The following is an 18,359-nucleotide window of genomic DNA, read 5'->3' as shown; positions in this document are numbered from 1 at the left end:
GCGGCTCCGGACTACCGGAGATCGACCTTGGGGACGGACCGGTCGGCCTCGTCGGCCTGGAAGTATTCGGCCGGAGCGAAGTTGAACAGCGAAGCGATGACGTTGGCGGGGATCGACTGGATGGCGGTGTTGTACCCCATGACCGAGTCGTTGTAGAACTGCCGCGCGAAGGAAATCTTGTTCTCGGTGGCGGTCAGCTCTTCCTGCAATGCCATGACGTTCTGGTTGGCCTTGAGGTCCGGGTAGCCCTCGACGACTGCGAAGAGGCTCTTGAGCGACTCGGTCAGCACGTTTTCGGCCTTGGCCTGCGCCGCCGCCCCCTGCGCGTTGACGGCCGCACCGCGCGCCGCGATAACCCGTTCGAGCGTTTCCCGCTCGTGGGTCAGGTAGCCGCGGACCGCCTCGACCAGGTTGGGGATGAGGTCGTAGCGCCGCTTGAGCTGGACGTCGATCTGGTGCCAGGCGTTGTTGAAGATATTGCGGAGGGAGACGAGGCGATTATAGGTGACGGCGAACCAGAGCACGAACACGACCAGCAGCACCAACGGCATCCAGTACACGCTACGTCCTCCGTTCGGGGAATCGCTGTTTCACCCGCCAGTCTAACGGATGTATGATAGATGTCAAACGAAACCAAGTTGCCGAAAAACCGATGATTATCGAGAGGTATCCGTGAATTCCGAAGGTCCGAAGAAGGTGGTGCTGCGCAAGAAGGGCACCTTTACCCCCCCGTCCCCCCCGGCCCCCGCGAAAAGCGCCGGCCGTTACCCCGTTCGCAAGCCGGCCGCCGCAAGGCGCGCCGAAGTTCCGAAATCACCGAAGAAACCGGCCGTTTCCTGGCGCGCCCCTTCCGAGGCGAAGCCCGCGTTCCCCGAATTGCTGGCGCCCGCCGGCTCCGTAGAGAACTATTTCGCGGCGGTCGCCGCCGGCGCCGACGCCGTCTACCTGGGGCTCCAGCAGTTCAATGCCCGCGAACGCGCCGAAAACATCACGCTGTCCGACCTTTGCCGGATCCTTCCCCACGCCCACAGCCGCAAGGTCCGCATCTACCTCACCATCAACACGCTGTTGACCGAGCCCGATCTGCCCGACGCCATCGCGCTGCTGCACCAAGTTGCGCCGCTCGGCCCCGACGCCGTCATCGCGGCCGACCTCGGGCTGGTGCGTCTCCTGCGCGAGCACTTTCCCGACCTGCCCGTCCACATCAGCACCCAGGCCGGCTGCGCGTCCGCCGACGCGGCCGAGGAATTTGCCCGGCTCGGCGCCTCGCGCGTCGTCCTCGAGCGCCACCTCCGCATGCCGGAGGTCAAGCGGATCGCCGCCAAGTCGCCGATCGGCGTCGAGGTCTTCATCCACGGGTCGATGTGTTACAGCTACTCCGGCAAATGCTTCTTTTCCTCGTTCCTCGGCGGGAAGAGCGGCAACCGGGGCGCCTGCGTGCAGCCGTGCCGCCGTCTCTACGGGCACGAGGGGGCGGAGGACGCCCTGTTTTCCACGCGCGACCTGTCGCTCATCGAACAGCTGCCCGAGCTGACGACGCTCGGCATCTCCTCGTTCAAGATCGAGGGCCGGATGCGCAGCGCCGAATACGTATCGGCCGTCGTCGGCGCCTATCGCAAGGCGCTCGACCTGATCAAGGCGGGCCGTCCCGAAGAAGGGGTTGCGGAAGGGAAGCGGCTGCTCTCCGGGGCGATGGGACGCGAGGAGACGGCCGGCCTGCTCGGCGGCGCCGCGCCGGGCGAGATCGCATCGGGCGGCGGCACGGGGAGCATCGGCACCCCGCTGGGACCGATCGTCGAGATTCTGGACGAGTGGGCGTTCGTCGCGGCCGAGCCGTCCTTCGAGCAGGGCGATCGGCTGCGCATCCAGTTCATGAGCGACGGCTCGGGCCGGGCATTCACGGCGCTCCACATCAAGCCGGGGGACGGGGGTTTTCGGGTCAAGGTGCCGTTCGCGGTCTCCGCGGGCGACCTGGTGTTCCGGGTCGGCACCACCGGGCGCGCCGATTTCGCGCGCGCGGCGAAGCGCGAGATGGACGCGCTGCCGCCCGGCGGCATCCGTTTCAACGTGATCGTTGGCGACGGCTTCGTCGCGGTCGAGGCGTCCTACGGTCGGTTCCGGCGTGAGATGTCCTACCGCGTCGGCGGGCACGGCGGCCGCGCCGAGGTGCAGGTGCCGCCCAACGCGTCCGGGCGCCTGGCCGCGGTGTGCCGCACCGACCTTCCCGTGGGCGAGATCCGCGTCGAGTCGCACAACCCGTCGGTCGCCTGGGTCGATGTCGAGGCGCTGTTCGGCAAGGCGGCCCGTCAGTTCGACAAGGACTTCCATCTGGCGGGGAAGGAGCTGCGGCTGTCGATCCTGCCGACGCTGCGGGTCGGCGGCAACCGGAAGGAGGAGGCACCCGCCGTCTTCTACGTCGCCTGCAGGCCTTCCCAACTTTCGATGATTCCCAAGGCGCCGTCGATCGTGCCCGTGGTCGAGTTCACCAAGGCGGTGGCGCGCGAGCCCGGGGGGCTTGGCGCGGGGTTCCGCGAGCGGGGCTATTTCCGCCTGCCCGCGCCGCTGCTCGAAGCCGACGCCGCCTTCTGGCGGCGGACGGTGCGCGAGGCGCTCAAGAAGGGCTATTCGCGCTGGATCCTGCCGGACATCGGCTACTTCGCCTTCTTCCCGCCGGGGGCCGAGCGGCGGCAGCTCCATCTGGTCAGCGACCACTACCTCTACGGCTTCAACCTCGCCGCGCTCTCGGTCCTTTCCCGGCTTGGCGCGTCGCGGATGATCCTGCCGGTCGAGGCGACGCTCACGTCGCTGCGCGCCGTCGGAAAATACCTGCACGGGCTGGGCATCGCGGTCGCCTACGGCGCGCTGCCGCTCATGATCTCGCGGGCGCTCCCGGCGTCCGGCGTCCGGCGCGGCGAGGTCGTCAGCCCGCGCGACGAGCGATTCGTCATCGAGGCCGACGAGCACGGCTCGACCGTCCGGCCGGTCGCGGCCTATTCGGCTTCCGGCATCCTGCACGAGCTGCGGGGGGCGGGCATCGACGACTTCCTCGTCGATTTCTCGGGCACGCCCGACGACCGGATTCCCGAGGTGATGGCGGCGCTCGAGGCCGACCGGCACATCCCCGGCACCAGCCACTTCAACCTGCACCACAGCAACTTCTAGCGCCATGGCCGCCGCGGCCTCGAAGGTCCGCAACATCGGCGTCATCGCCCACATCGACGCCGGGAAGACCACCTTCACCGAGCGGATGCTCTTCTACGCGGGCGTGACGCACCGGATGGGCGAGGTGCACGACGGCGACACCCAGATGGACTACCTGCCGCAGGAGCGCGAGCGCGGCATCACGATCGTCGCCGCGGTCACCCATTTCCCTTGGCTGGGCGCCGACATCCACCTGATCGACACGCCGGGGCACGTCGACTTCACGATCGAGGTCGAGCGGTCTCTTCGCGTGCTCGACGGGGCGATCGCCGTCTTCTGCGGCGTGGCCGGCGTCGAGCCGCAGTCCGAGGTGGTTTGGCGGCAGGCGAGCCGGCACGGCGTCCCGCGGCTGGCCTTCGTCAACAAGCTCGACCGGCCCGGGGCCGATTTCGACCGGGTGGTCGCCCAGATGGCCGAAAAGCTGTCGGCCCACGGCGTCCCCCTCACGGTGCCGATCTTCGAAGGCGATGCGTTCCGCGCCGTGGCCGACCTCGTCACGATGGAACGGGTCGACTTCGACGAGAAGAGCCAGGGGGCAGGCGTGGTCCGGTCGCCCCTCTCCGTTTCGGAGCTGCAGGCGGTGTTCGCCTACCGGGAGGCGCTGGTCGAGGCCGCCGCCGATTTCGACGACGCCGTGGCCGAGAAGTTCCTGGCCGGGGAAGACGTTCCGTCCGGATTGCTGCGGGAGGCCATACGCAAGGGAACGCTCGCGTCGCGCATCTTCCCCGTGTTCGCCGGCTCCGCGCTCCGCAACCGGGGCGTCCAGCCCGCGATGGACGGGGTCGTCCACTATCTTCCCGCGCCGCAGGACGCGCCGCCCGTCGAGGGAACCGACCCGCGTAGCGGCGAGCGTGTCACGCGGCTGCCGTCGGCTTCGGCCCCCTTTTCCGCGCTGGTGTTCAAGGTCGTGATGGAGGAGGGGCGCCGTACCGTCTACCTGCGCATCTACTCCGGCACAGTGTCCGAGGGCGACACGCTGCGCAACGCAGCGACGGGCACCGAGGAAAAGGTGTCCCGGCTGTTCCGCATGCACGCCGGCAAGAATGAGCGGATCGAGAAGGCGGTCGCGGGCGACATCGTGGCCGCGCGCGGCATCCGCAACGCGGGAACGGGCGACACGCTGTGCGATCCTTCCGCGCCGCTGCTGCTGGAATCGATCGACATCCGAAAGCCCGTCGTCTCGATCGTGGTCGAGCCGAAGACGGTGCGAGAGATGGACCGGCTGAAGGAGCTGCTGGAGCAGATGGCCGACGAGGATCCGACCGTCGAGACGCGCGAGGACGCCGATACCGGGCAGATGATCCTTTCCGGCATGGGCGAGCTGCATCTCGACGTGCTGCTCGACCGGCTGCGGCGCGAGCACGGGCTCGAGGTGCGTACCGGCAACCCGCAGGTGCTTTGTCGCGAGACGGTCGGCCAGCCCGCCGAGGCCGAGGCGCGCTTCGAGCGCGAGATCGCCGAGCGGCAGGTCGGGGTCGCGGTCGCCCTGTCGGTCGCGCCGGCGATTCGGGGGAGCGGCGTGCGGGTGGGCGATCCGGCGGCGCTAGCAGGCATCCAGCCCGAGGTGGCGGCGGCCGTCGAGGCGGGAATTCGCGAGGGGCTCTATTCCGGCGTCGCCGGTTACCCGGTCGACGACGTCTCGGTCGACGTCCTCCGCGTCGAGTTCTTCTCCGGCACGCCGATGCCGCAGGCGGCCAAGGTCGCGGCCGTCATGGCTTTTTCCGAGGCGTTCGGGAAGGGGAAGCCCTACCTGCTCGAGCCGGTGATGGCGGTCGAGATCACCGTGCCCGACGAATTTTCGGGGGGCGTGATCGGCGACCTCAATGCCCGGCACGGGCACCTGTCCTTCGTCGATCGCCGGGACGACGCGACGCTCCTGTCCGCCAAGGTGCCGCTGCGCGAGATGTTCGGCTACGCGACCGCGCTGCGCTCGCTGACCCAGGGTCGGGCCACGTTCGTCATGACGTTCTCGCACTACGACCGGGCGTAAGGCAGCCGATCGCCGGGGGCCGCAAAGATGGGTGCGGTATAATGGACGTTCCGCTTCGATGCGGGCAAGGGGGGGCTTCTAAAGATGGCGAAGGAAGGGCCGATCAAGGCCGAGATGTTCGTCGGCGACGTGCTGCAGAAATACCCGGCGGTGCGCGACAAGGTGAGCGTGCTGTTCGGGCCGACCTGCCTGCAATGCAAGTCGAACCAGAGGGAAACGATCGTCTACACCGCCTGGCACAAGGGGCTCGACCCGAAGCAGGTCGTTCGGGAGCTCAACGCCGCGCTTTCCGCAAAGTAGGGGCCGGTTGAAGAAGATCCTGCTCCTTCCGTTCTGCCTTTCGAGGGAGGAGCTGGCGATGGCGTCCGCCCTGGCCGATGCAAACGGCTATGTGGTGGTCGTCGCCCGGTCCACCTCGGCGGCCTTGTCGGAAGTTCGCCGCCATGTGGCGCGCGGCACGACCGATCCGGTCCGGATCGTCGGCGTCGTCTGCCGCGGCCGCGCGAAGAAGGTGTGGCTGGCGCTCATGCTGCTCAAGGGTCGCCAACTAGGCAAGAAGCTGATGTTCCTGCGCACCCGTCGGATCGAGCTCGCGCACGTCCCGATCATCGGCGGCACCAAGTCGCTTTTCGGGCGACGCGACTGCAACATCGGCCGCAACGTGCTCGACCGTGCCGCGCTCGCGGAGGCGCTGGGCGGCGGGCGGACCTTCGTCACGCTCTAGCGGGCGTTTCCACAAAAAAGCGCGGTCGAGAAGGAATGCCGAAAACAGACCAGTTCGAGGCGGGCGGCGGCACGATCGTCTGCGACGCCGACGAAGTGCCATACGTTATCTTCCGCACCAAGCGCCGGACCGTCGGGATCACCGTGCACCCGGATCGCTCGGTCGTCGTCCGCGCGCCTTTGCGCGTCTCCCTCTCGAACATCCGCACCTTCGTCCACGCACGCGCCGCCTGGATCGGGAAGGCGCGCCGCCACTTCGAGCAACGCCCTCCGAAAAAGGACCCTCCCGCTTACCACTCCGGGGAAATGCACCGCTATCTCGGCCAGGAATACCGGCTGGTGGCCGCGCACGGCCGGTCCGACGCCGTCGAGCTGCTGGTCGGCTGTCTCTGCGTGACGACGCGGATGGCGCCGACGCCCGAGCGCGTGCGACACCAGCTCGACCGTTGGTATCGGGAACAGGCCGAGGTCGTGTTCGGGGAGCGGTTGGCGGCCGGTCACCGGTTGCTGGCGGGGGAGGGGATTTCGTACCCGGAGCTGCGCATCCGGAAGATGACCTCGCGTTGGGGGAGTTGTTCGTTGCAGGGGCGGATCAACCTCAACCTCTGGCTCGTCCAGGCGCCGGTCGACTGCATCGACTACGTCGTGGTCCACGAGCTGTGCCACTTCAAGGTGAAGAGCCACGGGCCGAAGTTCTGGCGGATGGTGGGCCGCTACATGCCCGACTATGCCGAGCGGCGGAAACGGCTGAACGCCGGCGCGGGGTGACCGGGCACGTTACGCCCCGGTGGCCGGCGGGCGTATGAGGTCCTTCAGCCGGTGGATGCCATGGACGGTCGTGCTGCCCAGCGCGAACGCCACCGCGAAGACGGCGACGACCACCAGGACGCCCACCGCAGAGATCCGGAGCAGGGCGCCCGTCACGGTTGTCCAGTCGGGCAACCACGCGGCACCCGGCAACAGGGTGCTCCCCAGCACGGCGACCGCCGCGGAGGCGAGGAAGATGCGGCCGAACTCGGCGGCGTCGGCCAGCCCCTTCGCGCCCACCGTCTTCCGCATCAGCCTCCCGTACAGCACCGTGGCGTACAGCACGATGCCCGCGCTGCTCGCGAGCGACAGGCCGAACAATCCCATCCATTTCCGGAAGAACCAGTAGAGCGGCAGCGTGAGAAACAGGGCGCCGGTGCCGACGATCGTCGGCGTCCAGGTGTCCTTCATCGCGAAGAATCCGCGCGCGACGATCGACTGGGCGCACCAGAACGGGATCCCGATGGCGAACGCGGACAGGGCGAGCGCCGTGTTCGCGGTGTCGGCGATCCCGAACGCGCCGCGGTGGAACACCAGCAGCACCACCTCCTTCGAAAGCACGAACGTGGCCGCCGAGAGCGCGCACGAGACGAAGAAGACCCATCGCAGCGTCGAGGAGAGCGTCTTCCACATTTCTTCCGTCTCGCCCCGGGCGGCCAGCGCCGACAGGAACGGGTAGGAGGCGACGCCGGACGCCTGCCCGAGCACGCCGACCGGCACCTGCATGAGCCGCCGCGCGTTGTTGATCCAGGTGATCGTGCCGACGACGAGGAGCGACCCGAAGACGCGCAGCATCCACTCGTCGACGACCGTGAGCGAGAAGCCGAGCATGATCGGGATCGACAGCTTCACGAACTCGCGCAGCCCGGGATCGGACAGGTCGAGCCGCGGCGAGTAGCGCAGCCCCGTGCGCGCCGCCCCCCACGCCTGCAGCGCGAAATTGCCGAGGAATGAACCGCCGAGCACGCCCCAGGCGAAGCCGTCCATGCCGTAGCGGGCGCCGAGCGTCAGGCCGCCGACGATGATGCCCGCGTTGTAGACGAGCGGCGCCAGCGCGGGGATCAGGAACCGCTTGTGCGCATACTGGACCGCCATCAGCAACCCGCCGAAGTAGAAGAAGGTCTGGGCGGGCAGGACGATGCGCGTGAGCCGGGCGGCAATCTCGACCTGGGCGGGCGGAAAGCCGGGGGCGATGAGCGGGATCAGCCGCTCGGCGAAGAGCTCGCCGGCGATGACGAACAGCGCGATGACGATGCCCATCGCCGTGATGACGGTGGAGAAAACGCGACGCCCCTCGTCCTCCCGGCCCTCGGCCAGGTAGCGCGCATAGATCGGGATGAACGTGATCGACAGCGAACCGCCGGCAAGCAGGTAGTTGAGGAAGTCGGGGATCGTGAAGGCGGCGAAGTAGGCGTCGGTGGCGCCCGTGGCGCCGTGGCCCCAGGCGATGACGGCGTCGCGCGCGTAGCCGAGGATCCGGCTCAGGAGCACCGACGCCATCATGACGATCGACGCGATGCGGATCTGTCTTCCGGTGGTGTCAGTCATCATCATCGACGACTATACCGGAAGCGGGCGGGGGCGTCACTTGGGCGGTGGTGCGCCCCCCGCGGCGGCCTCGAGCGCGCGGGCCTTGGTCTCATACCGCTTCAGATTGTCGGAGAGGCGCGTCTCCTCGTCCGCCAGCGATTTTTCGCTTTTCTCGATCTCGGCGAGTTCGGCCTGGGATTCGCGGAGCAGCGCCTCGGCTTCGGCCTTCAGCTTGTCGGTGTCGGTGTCGGCGGGGGCGGCGGTGGGGGCGGGGGCGTCGGCCGGGGGCGGTTCGGGCGGCTTCGCGGCCTTTTCCTCGATTTCCTTCTTTTTGGCCTCGAGGGCGGCCTTCCGTTCGGTCAGCTCCTGCTTCTTCGCGTGGACCGTGTTGAGTGCGGCCAGGTCGACGGTCGCCTTCTGGATCAATTCCTCCCGGGTCCCTTCGCCGAGGTGGACGATCTCGATGCCGGTGGGCATCGGGACTTCGGGGAGACTCGCCAAGGCGGGGCACTCGGCGTCGAGCGGTCTGCCCGCTAGCGCGTTTTCGGACTGCTGCGCGAAGAAGCGCGCCTTCTCGGCCGCCCCGGGACCGACCATCGAAGCGTACTCCCTGGCCGCGCTCGAGAAGGCCTGCGCGCATCGGAGACGATCGAACGTGGTGCTCCCCGCATTCCCGCCGGCTCCCGGCACGATGGCCGATGCGGCCGAGGGCGAGGCCATGTCGTCGGCGTCGAGGCCCTTCCAGCCCGATGTGGGGCCGGAGACGGAGGCGGTGACGAGCGCCTGCCCGTCGGGATTCTTCATCCCCCCTGCGATTGCGAGCCGCCTGGCCTTCTCGATCGCCTGGCGCCGGGCCTCTTCCTCGGCCTTCCGCCGGGCTTCCTCGTCGGCGATCCGGCGTGCTTCGGCTTCGGCCGCCTGCTGCCGAGCGATCTCTTCCGGGCTCGGGCCCTTGGGCGGGGCGAGAAGCGATTCCAGCCCCTGCTGGACGATCCCCAACGCCAGTTGCTGTCCGAACGCATGGGACCCGTACGGCGCGCTCGGCATGGAGAAGCCGCCCCCGCCGCCTCCGGAAGGCGAATCGGTGCATTCGCACCGGGTTTGCCGGAAGCGGAAATCGTTCCGCCAGGTATCGGTTGACCGAAGCGCCGACTCGCATTGCGCCTGCGTCGTGATGTTCGCAGGCGCCGGCTGGCGCGTCGGGAACGACTGGTGGAACGTGGTCTGCATCACGCTGGCGAAATCCTGGGAATAGACCACGGTGCAGCCCGCATCGGCCCGGGAGGGCGCGAAAACAGCCGGCACGGCTGTCAGAAAAGCGATCGCCGCCAGTACGGCAATCCGGGACGAGAGTGGACTGTGCGTCATTCGGTTTCCTCCGCCATCACCGGCGTCCCTTCCGGTCGGTCTTCCCGGGAGGAGCCGGCCGTGCCGGGGCTGAACTTTCCGGGTCGGGGCTTGCTGCGCCGCCCTTGTCCCGCACGGCCTCCCACTGGTAGACGAGGTCGCGCGCTTTCCGGGCGTCGGGAGCATCCGGCGCAAGCGCGAGGTAGGCGTTCATCGATTCGATCGCCGTGCCGTAGTCCTGGTTCATCACATGAGTCATCGCCAGATTGTAGCGGGCGGTCGGCAGCCAGGGCGTCCTGCGGATCGCGTCCTCGAGCATCGTGATTGCCCGGCCGGAGTCATTGGCCTGCGCCATGGCCTCCGCCTGGACGAGGAGGCGGCGCGTGTCTTCGGGCACGGGCGGCTTCACGGGAAGCGCACGGTACGTCTCGAAGATCTTTTTCCGGAGCGCGGGGTCGCCGGGGGATTCAAGCGTGGATTCGGCGGCCCGAGAAAATTGTTCGAGGGCGATCAACCCCTTGCCGTCGGCGAGCGCCCGGTCTCCCGCGCGCTCCTCGGAAACGGGCAGGTAAAGGCGATGGGCGGTTTCGGCATCGAGCCGGGATTCCTGGACGATGCCGCCGTTCCCCGCGGCGCGAACGACCACATCCACGCCCCCGGGATCCGAGCGGAACGACCAGAACAGCGGAGCGGCCGACAGCGCGGCGCGTCCGTTCGCATCCGTTTTCAGCGTCCGGACGACGGGTTCCTCTCCCTTGGCCTGGAGCCGGACCTCGAGGTCGGCCTTCGCGATTCCGGCTTCCTCGGACACTGTCTTGCCCGTCGGTTCCTTCTCCTCGGCGGTCCGGCTGTCCACGATGTCGCAGCTGTCGATGATCCCGACAAGCCCCATCGTTGCGAACGCGAACAGGCCGTGCTTGCACGGGTCGGGGTCGTCGACGCCGAGGATCTTGCCGAGGACCTTGTCGTCGGGCGAGAAAGCGGCGAAGGTGACGATCACCGGGGAGATCGCGGTGAATAAGGCTCCGAGGGGAATGATGAAGGGTGTCCACTGCCGCTTGTAGGCGTTTTCCGTGATGCGCTCGATGTTCGCCTCGGGGCCCGTCATGGTCCGGACGAGGCGAAACGCCAGCGGAGCGGAGGGGGCGCCGGCCGTCGGCATCGTCTCGACGGAAAGCCGCGTCGGCCCCGCCTGGGCGGAGTCCCGGTCGAGCCCGACCACAGTTTTCCTGGTTCGCGGGTCGGGCTTGTAGTTGCTCGTGTAGGAGACGCATCCCTGAAGGGCGATCGTGGCGGCAAGGACGAGCGCGGGCGGCACGAGCCGCCGGGCTCGGGTCCCGATGGGACGAAGTGTCATCGTCGGTTTCTCCCGGGTCGGTTGTTCGGGGGAAGCCTTCCGCCGGAATCCGCCGCGTCCTGCGCCGGCGTCGCCGGCTTCAGCGCTTCCCATTCGTAGATCTTGTCCTTGGCCTGCCGGGCATCCTTGGCGTCAGGGGCAAGCTCGAGGTAGACGTTCATCGCGTCGATCGCGGCGTCGTAGTCGCCGGCCATCGCATGGACCATCGCCATGTTGTACCGGGCGACCGGTAGCCAGGGCGCCGTCCGGATCGCGGCGGACAGTTTTTCGGCGGCGCCGACGGCATCGTTGGCCTTCGCGAGCGTCTCGGCCTGGACCACCAGGCGACGCGTGTCCTCGGAAACGGGCGGTTTCACGGGAAGCGCGCGATAGGTCGCGGCGATCTTTTTCCGCAAGTCTCGGTTGACGGCGGTTCCGCGGCCCATCGTGGCGGCGCGGGTGTAATGCTCGAGCGCGATCAGGCCGTTCCCCCCCGCCGCCGCCCGGTCGCCGTCGCGCTCGGCGCGGGCCGGGCCCGCGAGCGCCTGGACGACGCCCGCGGAAATCGGGGCTCGCGCGACGACGGTCGGCGCGCCCTCGACCGATGCGACGGCCTCGACGTTCCGGACCGTGTCGGGCAACGAGAGGAACAGCGGCCCGAGCGGGACCGTCGCCAGCCCGTTCCCGTCGGTCTCGAGGGTGAGCGCAGGCGTCGCGACCGCTCCTCCCTGTTCGGCGAGCGCGATCCGCAGCCTGGCGCCGGGAAGGGGAAGCGACTCGGTGGTCTCGCGCCCGAGGGGCCTGGTGCTTTCCGTGATGCGCGGATCGCCCAGCGGCTGGCAGGTCGGGACATATCCGACGGAAAAGATGAGATAGCCGAGCATCAGCCCCTTGGGGTCGCAATGCTTTTCGCTCCAGCCGCCGAACACGGTCATTTTACCGGGCCGATCGGGGCCATAGTCGATGATCGGGCTGAGGATGAGGAAGGCGGGCGCCATGGCGACGCCGATGATGCCGAGCGGAATGATCGCGGGCGTCCAGTAGTTCTGATATTGCTGTTCGAACAGCCGGGTTGTCTCGATCGCCGGACCGGTCCGTCTCTGGATCGCCCGGATCGTGATCGGGGCGTCGGGGGCCGATTCGGACGGGATCCCGGTCCATTCGAGCGCGGTCGATTTCGTGGTGGCCGCCGATGGTTCGATGCCGGTGACGACGGCGGTGCGCGTCGGGTCGGGCTTGTAGTTGCTTGTATACGGGACGCACGCCTGGAGCGCGAAAACCGCGCTGATGATGATGGCTCCGCTCCGGGCAGCCCGTGTCGTTGCATTCTTCCCGGTCATCGATTTCTTCCGCCGGTCGAGATGACGGCCCGCTTGAGGTTGTGCCGAATCCGTTTGCCGTTCCCGGGCCGCAGCATCTGAAGCGAAACCGATGTGCCGTTGCTTCCCCGGACCAGCCGGATGACATCGGCCACTTCCATGTTTTCGGTCGACGTGCGATCGATCTGCTCCAGGATGTCCCCGGGCTGGATGTCGACCGCGGATGCAGGGCCCCCCGGTATGACGCGGGCCGCCACGATGCGCCCGTCCGTCTTCCCGAGCTCGAGACCGATTCCCGAGAATGTTTCGCCCGGCTGGGCCGAAGCGGGGCTCATCGTCTCCCATTCGTAGATCTTGTCTTTCGCCATGCGCGCATCCGGAGATTCGGGCGTCAGCTTGAGGTAGCCGTTCATCGCGTTAATGGCGGCCGGATAATGTTTTTCCATCGATTCGGCCATCGCGAGGTTGTACCAGGCGATGGGGAGCCACGGCGTCTTCCAGAGGATTTCGTTCAGTTTCGCGATCCCGCCCGCGGCGTCGTTGTTGTTCGAAAGCGTCTGGGCCTGGACGAGCAGGCGTCGCGCGTCCTCAGGGACCGGCGGTTTCACGGGCAACGAGCGGTAGGTTGCGGCGATCTTCTGCCAGACGAAAGCCCGGCTTTCCTCATTTCCGCGAGCGGACGACAAGAGCTCATGAGCCCGGCTGAAATGGTCGAGCGCGACCAGCCCCTTGCCCTCGGACAGCGTCCGATCGCCTTCCCGCTCCTCGGCGACGGGCTGGTAGATCCGTCGGGAGGTCGCATCGTCGATCCGGATCGTCTGGGTAGAACCTGCTTCGCCGGCGGCCCGGAGGACCACCTCGAGTTCGGTCGGGGTGTCCCGATATTTGACGAACAGCGGATTCAGCGCCAGGGAAGCGTTGCCCTCGGGATCCGTGACGATCGTCCGGACAATCGGAGCTTCCCCCCGGGCCGCCAGTCGGATCTCGACCGGCTTGCCTCCCAGGGAAACTTCCTGCGTGACGGTCTTCCCGGTCGGCGTTTTTTCCTCGCCCGTGCGGCTGTCCACGACGGCGCAGCTTGTATCGATGCCGACGATCGCATGCAGTCCGAACGCGAACATGCCGTGCCTGCACGGATCGGGGTCGCCCCCGAAGATCAGCTTGACGGCCTTGTCGCCGTCGCCGGAAAGGATCCCGCCGAGGAACGCGAACGGGGCGGACGGGACGATGATCAGTCCCACCGGGATCAGGAACGGCGTCCAATGGTACTTGTAGCTGTTTTCGCGGAAGGTCGTGATCGTCGCTTCGGGGCCGGTGAGCGTCCGGCTCAGCCTCGCGGAAAACGGGACGAACGGATCGGCGGGGCCCGGCTGGGTCAAAAGGGTCAGGTGGGCCGGTCCCTCATTTGCCGTGGCCCGGTCGATCCCCGTCGTCGTATTCCGGGTTCGTGGGTCCGGCATGTAGTTGCTGGTGTATGGGACGCATCCCTGGAGTGCAAGCCCTGCTGCCAGCAGGAAGGCGAGACGGTTTCGGATTCCCTGCTTCTTCGGCGACCTGGTCACGAGGATCTCCTCAATATTCGAAAGTTCGGATCGGCGGTAAACATTGAAATACATAACACCGTATCGGCAGAATGGCCGAAAAAAATCAGGGGGCGTCCCGCTTTCCCGGGCGGTGGTATCCTGCGGGAAGTACCCGCAAAGGAGAGCGAGATGGGTTTTTTCGGAAAGAGGGACAAGAAGGGGGAGACGGGCGGCGAGGCCGCGGCACCCCCGCAGCACAAGGCGATGACCGACCACCGCCGCACGGTTCCCGGCGTGCGGAACCTCTTGGCGGTTGCCTCCGGCAAGGGCGGTGTGGGCAAGTCGACGATCGCCGCGAACCTCGCGGTGGCGCTGCACAAATCGGGCGCGCGGGTCGGCCTGCTCGACGCCGACATCTACGGGCCGTCGGTGCCGACGCTGTTCGGGTTGAAGGGGCACCGGCTCGAGGCGGAAGGGGATCTGATCCTCCCCGTCGAGAAGGACGGCATCAAGCTGTTGTCCGTCGGCTTCCTGCTCGAGGAGGACACGCCGGTCATCTGGCGCGGGCCGATGCTGATGAAGGCGCTCGAACAGCTGATCCACGGGGCGAAGTGGGGGGAACTCGACTATCTCGTCATCGACCTGCCGCCGGGGACGGGAGACGTGCAGATCTCGCTGGTGCAGATGACGCCCGTCTCCGGCGCGATCATCGTGACCACGCCGCAGGATCTCGCGCTGATCGACGCGCGCAAGGCCGTCAAGATGTTCGAGAAGGTCGGCGTGCCCGTCATCGGCGTCGTCGAGAACATGAGCTATTTCATCTGCCCCCATTGCGCGGGGCGAAGCGAGATCTTCGGGCACGGCGGCGCGGCGAAGGCGTGCGTCGAGATGGGGCTCCGCTTCATCGGCGAGGTGCCGTTGCAGATTGAGCTGCGCGAGGCGTCCGATGCCGGCACCCCGATCGTCCTGGCCCATCCGGACTCGCCGGTGACCAAGGCGATCGAGACGGTGGCGACGACGGCTGCGGCGACGATGGCCGCGCTCGACGCGATCGGCGGGGGAACGGCGGAATGAGCGGGAAAGTCACCGTCACGCTCGACGGCCCGGTCGCGACCGTCACCCTGTCGAACCCGTCGAAGAAGAACGCGCTCAACCCGAGGTTGCTTGCGGAGCTGTCGGGCGCCTTCGACGATCTCCCGGCCAGAGACGTCCGGTGCGTCATCCTGCGCGGGGAGGGCGACGAGGCGTTCTGCGCCGGCTACGACATCACCCAGATCCCCGCCGGCGGTTCGGGAGAGGCGCAGGTGCTTCTTTCATCCAACCCGTTCGACGACATGATCCGCACGGTCGAGTCGTTTCCCGCCCCGGTCATCGCGATGCTCAACGGTTTTGCCTTCGGCGGCGGTCTCGAGCTCGCGATCGCCTGCGATCTCCGGATCGCGTCGGAGGACGCCTCGTTCGGGATGACGCCCGCGAAACTGGGCATCATCTACCGCCCGGCGGGGCTCATGCGCTTCGTGAACGCGATCGGCCTCCCGGCGACGAAGATGCTTTTCTACACCGCCCGCCGCATCGGCAGCCTCCGTGCGAAGGAGATCGGCTTGGTCAACCGCACCTGCCCGCCCGAGGAACTGTCCCAGGTCGTGGGGGAGGTGGCGCGCGAGATCGCCGCGAACGCACCCCTTTCGATCCGCGGCACCAAGCGGATCCTCGCGATGTGCATGGAATTCCGCGGCCTGCCGCCCGACGAGGCGGAGGAGGCCGAGGCGCTCATCCGTCTGTGCATGGACAGCGCGGATCTCGCCGAGGGCAAGGCGGCGTTCAAGGAGAAGCGGAAGCCCGAATTTCGCGGACGATAGCCACGGGCCGCGCTTTCGGGGCGGTTACCCGGTCAGGTGAAGGTGGAATGGAAACCGGGGGACGGGCGTGATGCCCGTCCCCCGGTTTTTTTACGCGTCCCGCCCCTTTGGCGGGTTCAGGGGGGGGGTTACTGGTTGGCGCCGTAGACCGTCGCCGCGCGGTTGGTCGAGGGGCGGAAAGCGCCGGTGATCCGCGCTCCGGCGACCGCGAAGTAGGAATCCTGCAGCAGCTGGATCGTGTACTTGTGGTTGTGGACGGCCGCCGAGGCGTTGGGCGCCAGAACGCTCGAGGTGTTCGGGAGCCCGACGTCGTTGACGCTCGCCGGCGCCGCGCCGCCGATCAGATAGACCACGCTGGTCCCGGCTCCGGCCGACGGGAGCCCCTTGATCACATACTGCAGGTTGAAAGCGGCCTTGAGCGTGGCCGGGGTCCAGGCCTTGAACGCGTTGGCGTTCGTGTGGGTGGCCGGGTCTTGGGTCGTGAAGAAATACGGATAGGCGATGTCGTCGTAGTAGATCGGCGTCGCCTGGCTGGCGAGCAGCAGGATCAGCTTCTGCGCGAGCGTCTGGATCGATGCGGCGATCGACACGGTGTTTCCCCCGACGTCGCCGGTGTAGTTGTTGTTGTCGAAGGTGGCCCGATAGCTGTCAACGAGCGGCAGGAAGGGCGCGAGGGGATCGGCGTTGTCCACCGCGATCGCCGGTGCGATTCCGGCTGCGCCGTGGCATCCGGTGGCGTTGCAACTGGCGACGTTCGGCTTCCAGGTATGGCCGCCGTTGGCCGCCGGCGTGGTCGCGTTGTCCATGTGGCAGGTGGTGCAGTTCGCCCCCTGGTGCGCCGCGTTGAAGCCGTAGGCGTTGTCGAAGCCGGCACCGATGAACTCGTAGCCGTTTTTCGCCCAGAGCATGGCGCCGGTGCCGAGGTAATGCGGATTCTGGAAGCTGTTGTTGTCCACGTATAGGTTGTCGAACAGCCTCGACTTGTACAGCGTGAAGCCCGATTCGCGGCCCTGGTGGCAGAAGATGCAGACCGTGGCGTTGCTCGAGACGGCGACGCCGGGGACCGGCGTGTTGTCGAAGAACACGTTGCCGGAGAACGAGAAGGGCACGCGGGGGCTCTTGTTGGACGGGGTGTTCCCGGTGTACTTGCTCATCACCCGCGGCACGCGCAGGTTGAACTGCGTGCCCGTCGGCTGGCTGTGCGGGGAGTGGCAGGTATAGCACATGATCGGCTCGTCGCCGAAGATGAGCTCGGCGCCCGGCTTGCCCTGTGAATCGGACATGTAGGCGGTCGCACCGATGCCGCTGTGGCACTTGTAGCACTGGTAGTTGTCGTTGAAGCTGCCGGCCGAGGATCCCGCAACCGCGGCATTGTGCGTGTTGTCGGCCGTCGCCGCGATTGCGCCGGCGCCGCCCGTCGTGCTGCCGATCCCGATATCGTACGGGTAGAGCGACTGGTGCGAGCCCGCCCCGACGGGGAAGCCCGGCGCCGGCCCGTAGGCCGCCGGGTTCGCCGCGAATTCGCCGAAGGCGGGGGCCTGGCGGTCGGCGTGGCCCGACAGGAGCCACTGGGGATAGACGTTGCTCTGGTGGGTGGTCGTCTGCGCGTATTTATACTTGCCGGCCGTGTGGCAGGCTTCGCACAACCGCTCGAAGTTGAGCTCGTTGTTGGTCCCGGACACGTTCGCCAGGTTTACGGCGCCGGTCGATGTGACCGCTCCATTCGGCTGGTACAACGCGCCGCGGACGTAGGCGCCCAGAGCGGCGCAGTCCGTTTGCGCGCCCGTGACGTTGTCCAGCAGGTACGGCCGGAACACCTGGATTCCGACCTTGGCCGGAACCCCGGCCGCGGTTGTGCGCTGCGGGATGGTCGTCAACTCCTGCGTGTGGTGCGCGTCGTGGCAGCCGGCGCACGAGGGGGCAGGATTCGGCATGTTGTTGGGATCGGGCTTGCCGAGTACGCCGCCCGCGTTATAAACGAATGGCTGGTTCGGATTGTGGCAGACCGAGCACTGCTCGATGTGTTGGGCCTTGGTCACCGGGGTGACGTTGTCGGGGCGGAATTCCAGGGCGCCCCGGTTGTTTGCCTGCCCCGTCCCGGCATCGCCCTGGAAGAAGAACTTGTCGGGGCCGAAGGGGCCGCTGGCCAAGTGCAGGTTCGCGTGGGCGGTGTTGTCGAAGCCGCTCTTTCCGTGGCACCGCTGGCACTGGGGGCCGCCCGGGATCGGGAACGGGATCGGCCCCACGCCCCAGTGGTCCTGCCCGCCGCCGTGGCACGCTTCGCATTCGACGCCCTGAACGGTGGTATGGGTGGTCGACTGCCAGCGGGCGACGATGAGTTGTCCGCTGGGGTCGGTCGCCAACGTCGTGGTGTGACAGTTGATGCAGACCGCAGAGCCGACCAGGCCTGGCTGCGGCGCGCCGGTGAGGCCAAGCGATGTGCTTTTGCTCGATCCCCAGCAACCGGCCAGCAGCACGGTTGCGGCGAGCATCATGAACAAGGCGGATATCCGATATCGGTTCATGGAATTTGGCCTCCTTCGGTTAATGACACTTGACGCAGGTGCGTTTGCCTGCGGCGCGGTTCAGCTTGCCCTGGATGGACCCCCAGTTGTCGGGATGCGGGTTGATCTTGAGCCCGGTCCTGGAGCTGTGGCACTTGAGGCAGGTGTCTCCGTCGGCGTGGCACGCCTGGCAGGAGGCCAGGTCGCGTCGGGCCTCTCG

General features: G+C 67.6%; 15 protein-coding genes. 7 read left to right on the top strand and 8 right to left on the bottom strand.

The annotated features are described in order from the left end of the window. Positions 1 to 11: 11 nt before the first annotated feature. Positions 12 to 551: a LemA family protein gene (locus VGK27_01405; GenBank protein HEY3488758.1), complete on the bottom strand. Its 540-nt coding sequence runs from the start codon at positions 549 to 551 to the stop codon at positions 12 to 14. Between the two features lie 121 nt (positions 552 to 672). Between VGK27_01405 and VGK27_01400 the strand changes: the two genes are divergently transcribed. The 5 genes from VGK27_01400 (at position 673) to VGK27_01380 (ending at position 6,682) form a co-directional block, all read left to right on the top strand. After that, a complete protein-coding gene (locus VGK27_01400) occupies positions 673 to 3,162 on the top strand; it encodes a U32 family peptidase (GenBank protein HEY3488757.1) in 2,490 nt (829 codons plus the stop codon). Positions 3,163 to 3,166: 4 nt separating this feature from the next. Next, entirely contained in the window at positions 3,167 to 5,191 is a 2,025-nt protein-coding gene (gene fusA / locus VGK27_01395; protein ID HEY3488756.1) for an elongation factor G, read from the top strand. An 84-nt stretch (positions 5,192 to 5,275) separates the two neighbouring features. Then, a complete protein-coding gene (locus VGK27_01390) occupies positions 5,276 to 5,491 on the top strand; it encodes a hypothetical protein (protein ID HEY3488755.1) in 216 nt (71 codons plus the stop codon). A gap of 7 nt (positions 5,492 to 5,498) precedes the next feature. Further along, complete coding sequence (locus VGK27_01385) at positions 5,499 to 5,915, top strand: hypothetical protein (protein ID HEY3488754.1); 417 nt, start codon at positions 5,499 to 5,501, stop codon at positions 5,913 to 5,915. A 35-nt stretch (positions 5,916 to 5,950) separates the two neighbouring features. Further along, positions 5,951 to 6,682, top strand: coding sequence for a SprT family zinc-dependent metalloprotease (locus VGK27_01380; GenBank protein HEY3488753.1), 732 nt, complete (start codon positions 5,951 to 5,953; stop codon positions 6,680 to 6,682). Positions 6,683 to 6,691: 9 nt separating this feature from the next. Here VGK27_01380 and murJ read toward each other — a convergent pair whose 3' ends face one another. The 5 genes from murJ to VGK27_01355 are packed head-to-tail and all read right to left on the bottom strand — an operon-like array spanning position 6,692 to position 13,815. Further along, the gene (gene murJ / locus VGK27_01375; protein ID HEY3488752.1) at positions 6,692 to 8,275 is read right to left on the bottom strand and encodes a murein biosynthesis integral membrane protein MurJ; all 1,584 of its coding nucleotides are present in this window, start codon (positions 8,273 to 8,275) and stop codon (positions 6,692 to 6,694) included. Between the two features lie 30 nt (positions 8,276 to 8,305). Continuing rightward, complete coding sequence (locus tag VGK27_01370; protein HEY3488751.1) at positions 8,306 to 9,619, bottom strand: hypothetical protein; 1,314 nt, start codon at positions 9,617 to 9,619, stop codon at positions 8,306 to 8,308. Positions 9,620 to 9,635: 16 nt separating this feature from the next. Next, positions 9,636 to 10,955, bottom strand: coding sequence for a tetratricopeptide repeat protein (locus tag VGK27_01365; protein ID HEY3488750.1), 1,320 nt, complete (start codon positions 10,953 to 10,955; stop codon positions 9,636 to 9,638). Further along, positions 10,952 to 12,274, bottom strand: coding sequence for a tetratricopeptide repeat protein (locus tag VGK27_01360; GenBank protein HEY3488749.1), 1,323 nt, complete (start codon positions 12,272 to 12,274; stop codon positions 10,952 to 10,954). The genes VGK27_01365 and VGK27_01360 overlap by 4 nt, the downstream gene beginning before the upstream one ends. After that, a complete protein-coding gene (locus VGK27_01355; protein ID HEY3488748.1) occupies positions 12,271 to 13,815 on the bottom strand; it encodes a PDZ domain-containing protein in 1,545 nt (514 codons plus the stop codon). Before VGK27_01355 ends, VGK27_01360 begins: the two co-directional genes overlap by 4 nt. 150 nt (positions 13,816 to 13,965) lie before the next feature. Between VGK27_01355 and VGK27_01350 the strand changes: the two genes are divergently transcribed. After that, positions 13,966 to 14,850 (top strand): Mrp/NBP35 family ATP-binding protein, encoded by an 885-nt coding sequence (locus VGK27_01350; GenBank protein ID HEY3488747.1) that lies wholly within the window; start codon positions 13,966 to 13,968, stop codon positions 14,848 to 14,850. Continuing rightward, entirely contained in the window at positions 14,847 to 15,635 is a 789-nt protein-coding gene (locus VGK27_01345; GenBank protein ID HEY3488746.1) for an enoyl-CoA hydratase-related protein, read from the top strand. The genes VGK27_01350 and VGK27_01345 overlap by 4 nt, the downstream gene beginning before the upstream one ends. 128 nt (positions 15,636 to 15,763) lie before the next feature. Here the strand turns inward: VGK27_01345 and VGK27_01340 are convergent, their stop codons facing one another. Then, positions 15,764 to 18,160, bottom strand: coding sequence for a multiheme c-type cytochrome (locus tag VGK27_01340; GenBank protein HEY3488745.1), 2,397 nt, complete (start codon positions 18,158 to 18,160; stop codon positions 15,764 to 15,766). Between the two features lie 19 nt (positions 18,161 to 18,179). Then, the coding region (locus VGK27_01335; GenBank protein HEY3488744.1) for a hypothetical protein at positions 18,180 to 18,359 on the bottom strand (180 nt) is incomplete at its 5' end.

The sequence above is a fragment of the Candidatus Deferrimicrobiaceae bacterium genome (genome assembly GCA_036504035.1).
In the GTDB taxonomy this organism is placed as follows: domain Bacteria; phylum Desulfobacterota; class Deferrimicrobia; order Deferrimicrobiales; family Deferrimicrobiaceae; genus JANXPS01.
Note: the sequence above shows the minus strand (reverse complement) of the source record. Positions and strands in the feature narration are given on the sequence as shown.

Coding starts and splice junctions, on each gene's coding strand:
- VGK27_01405 (HEY3488758.1), bottom strand. CDS start 551: ATGCCGTTGGTGCTGCTGGTCGTGTTCGTGCTCTGGTTCGCCGTCACC.
- fusA (HEY3488756.1), top strand. CDS start 3,167: ATGGCCGCCGCGGCCTCGAAGGTCCGCAACATCGGCGTCATCGCCCAC.
- VGK27_01390 (HEY3488755.1), top strand. CDS start 5,276: ATGGCGAAGGAAGGGCCGATCAAGGCCGAGATGTTCGTCGGCGACGTG.
- VGK27_01380 (HEY3488753.1), top strand. CDS start 5,951: ATGCCGAAAACAGACCAGTTCGAGGCGGGCGGCGGCACGATCGTCTGC.
- murJ (HEY3488752.1), bottom strand. CDS start 8,275: ATGATGATGACTGACACCACCGGAAGACAGATCCGCATCGCGTCGATC.
- VGK27_01370 (HEY3488751.1), bottom strand. CDS start 9,619: ATGACGCACAGTCCACTCTCGTCCCGGATTGCCGTACTGGCGGCGATC.
- VGK27_01365 (HEY3488750.1), bottom strand. CDS start 10,955: ATGACACTTCGTCCCATCGGGACCCGAGCCCGGCGGCTCGTGCCGCCC.
- VGK27_01360 (HEY3488749.1), bottom strand. CDS start 12,274: ATGACCGGGAAGAATGCAACGACACGGGCTGCCCGGAGCGGAGCCATC.
- VGK27_01350 (HEY3488747.1), top strand. CDS start 13,966: ATGGGTTTTTTCGGAAAGAGGGACAAGAAGGGGGAGACGGGCGGCGAG.
- VGK27_01345 (HEY3488746.1), top strand. CDS start 14,847: ATGAGCGGGAAAGTCACCGTCACGCTCGACGGCCCGGTCGCGACCGTC.
- VGK27_01340 (HEY3488745.1), bottom strand. CDS start 18,160: ATGAACCGATATCGGATATCCGCCTTGTTCATGATGCTCGCCGCAACC.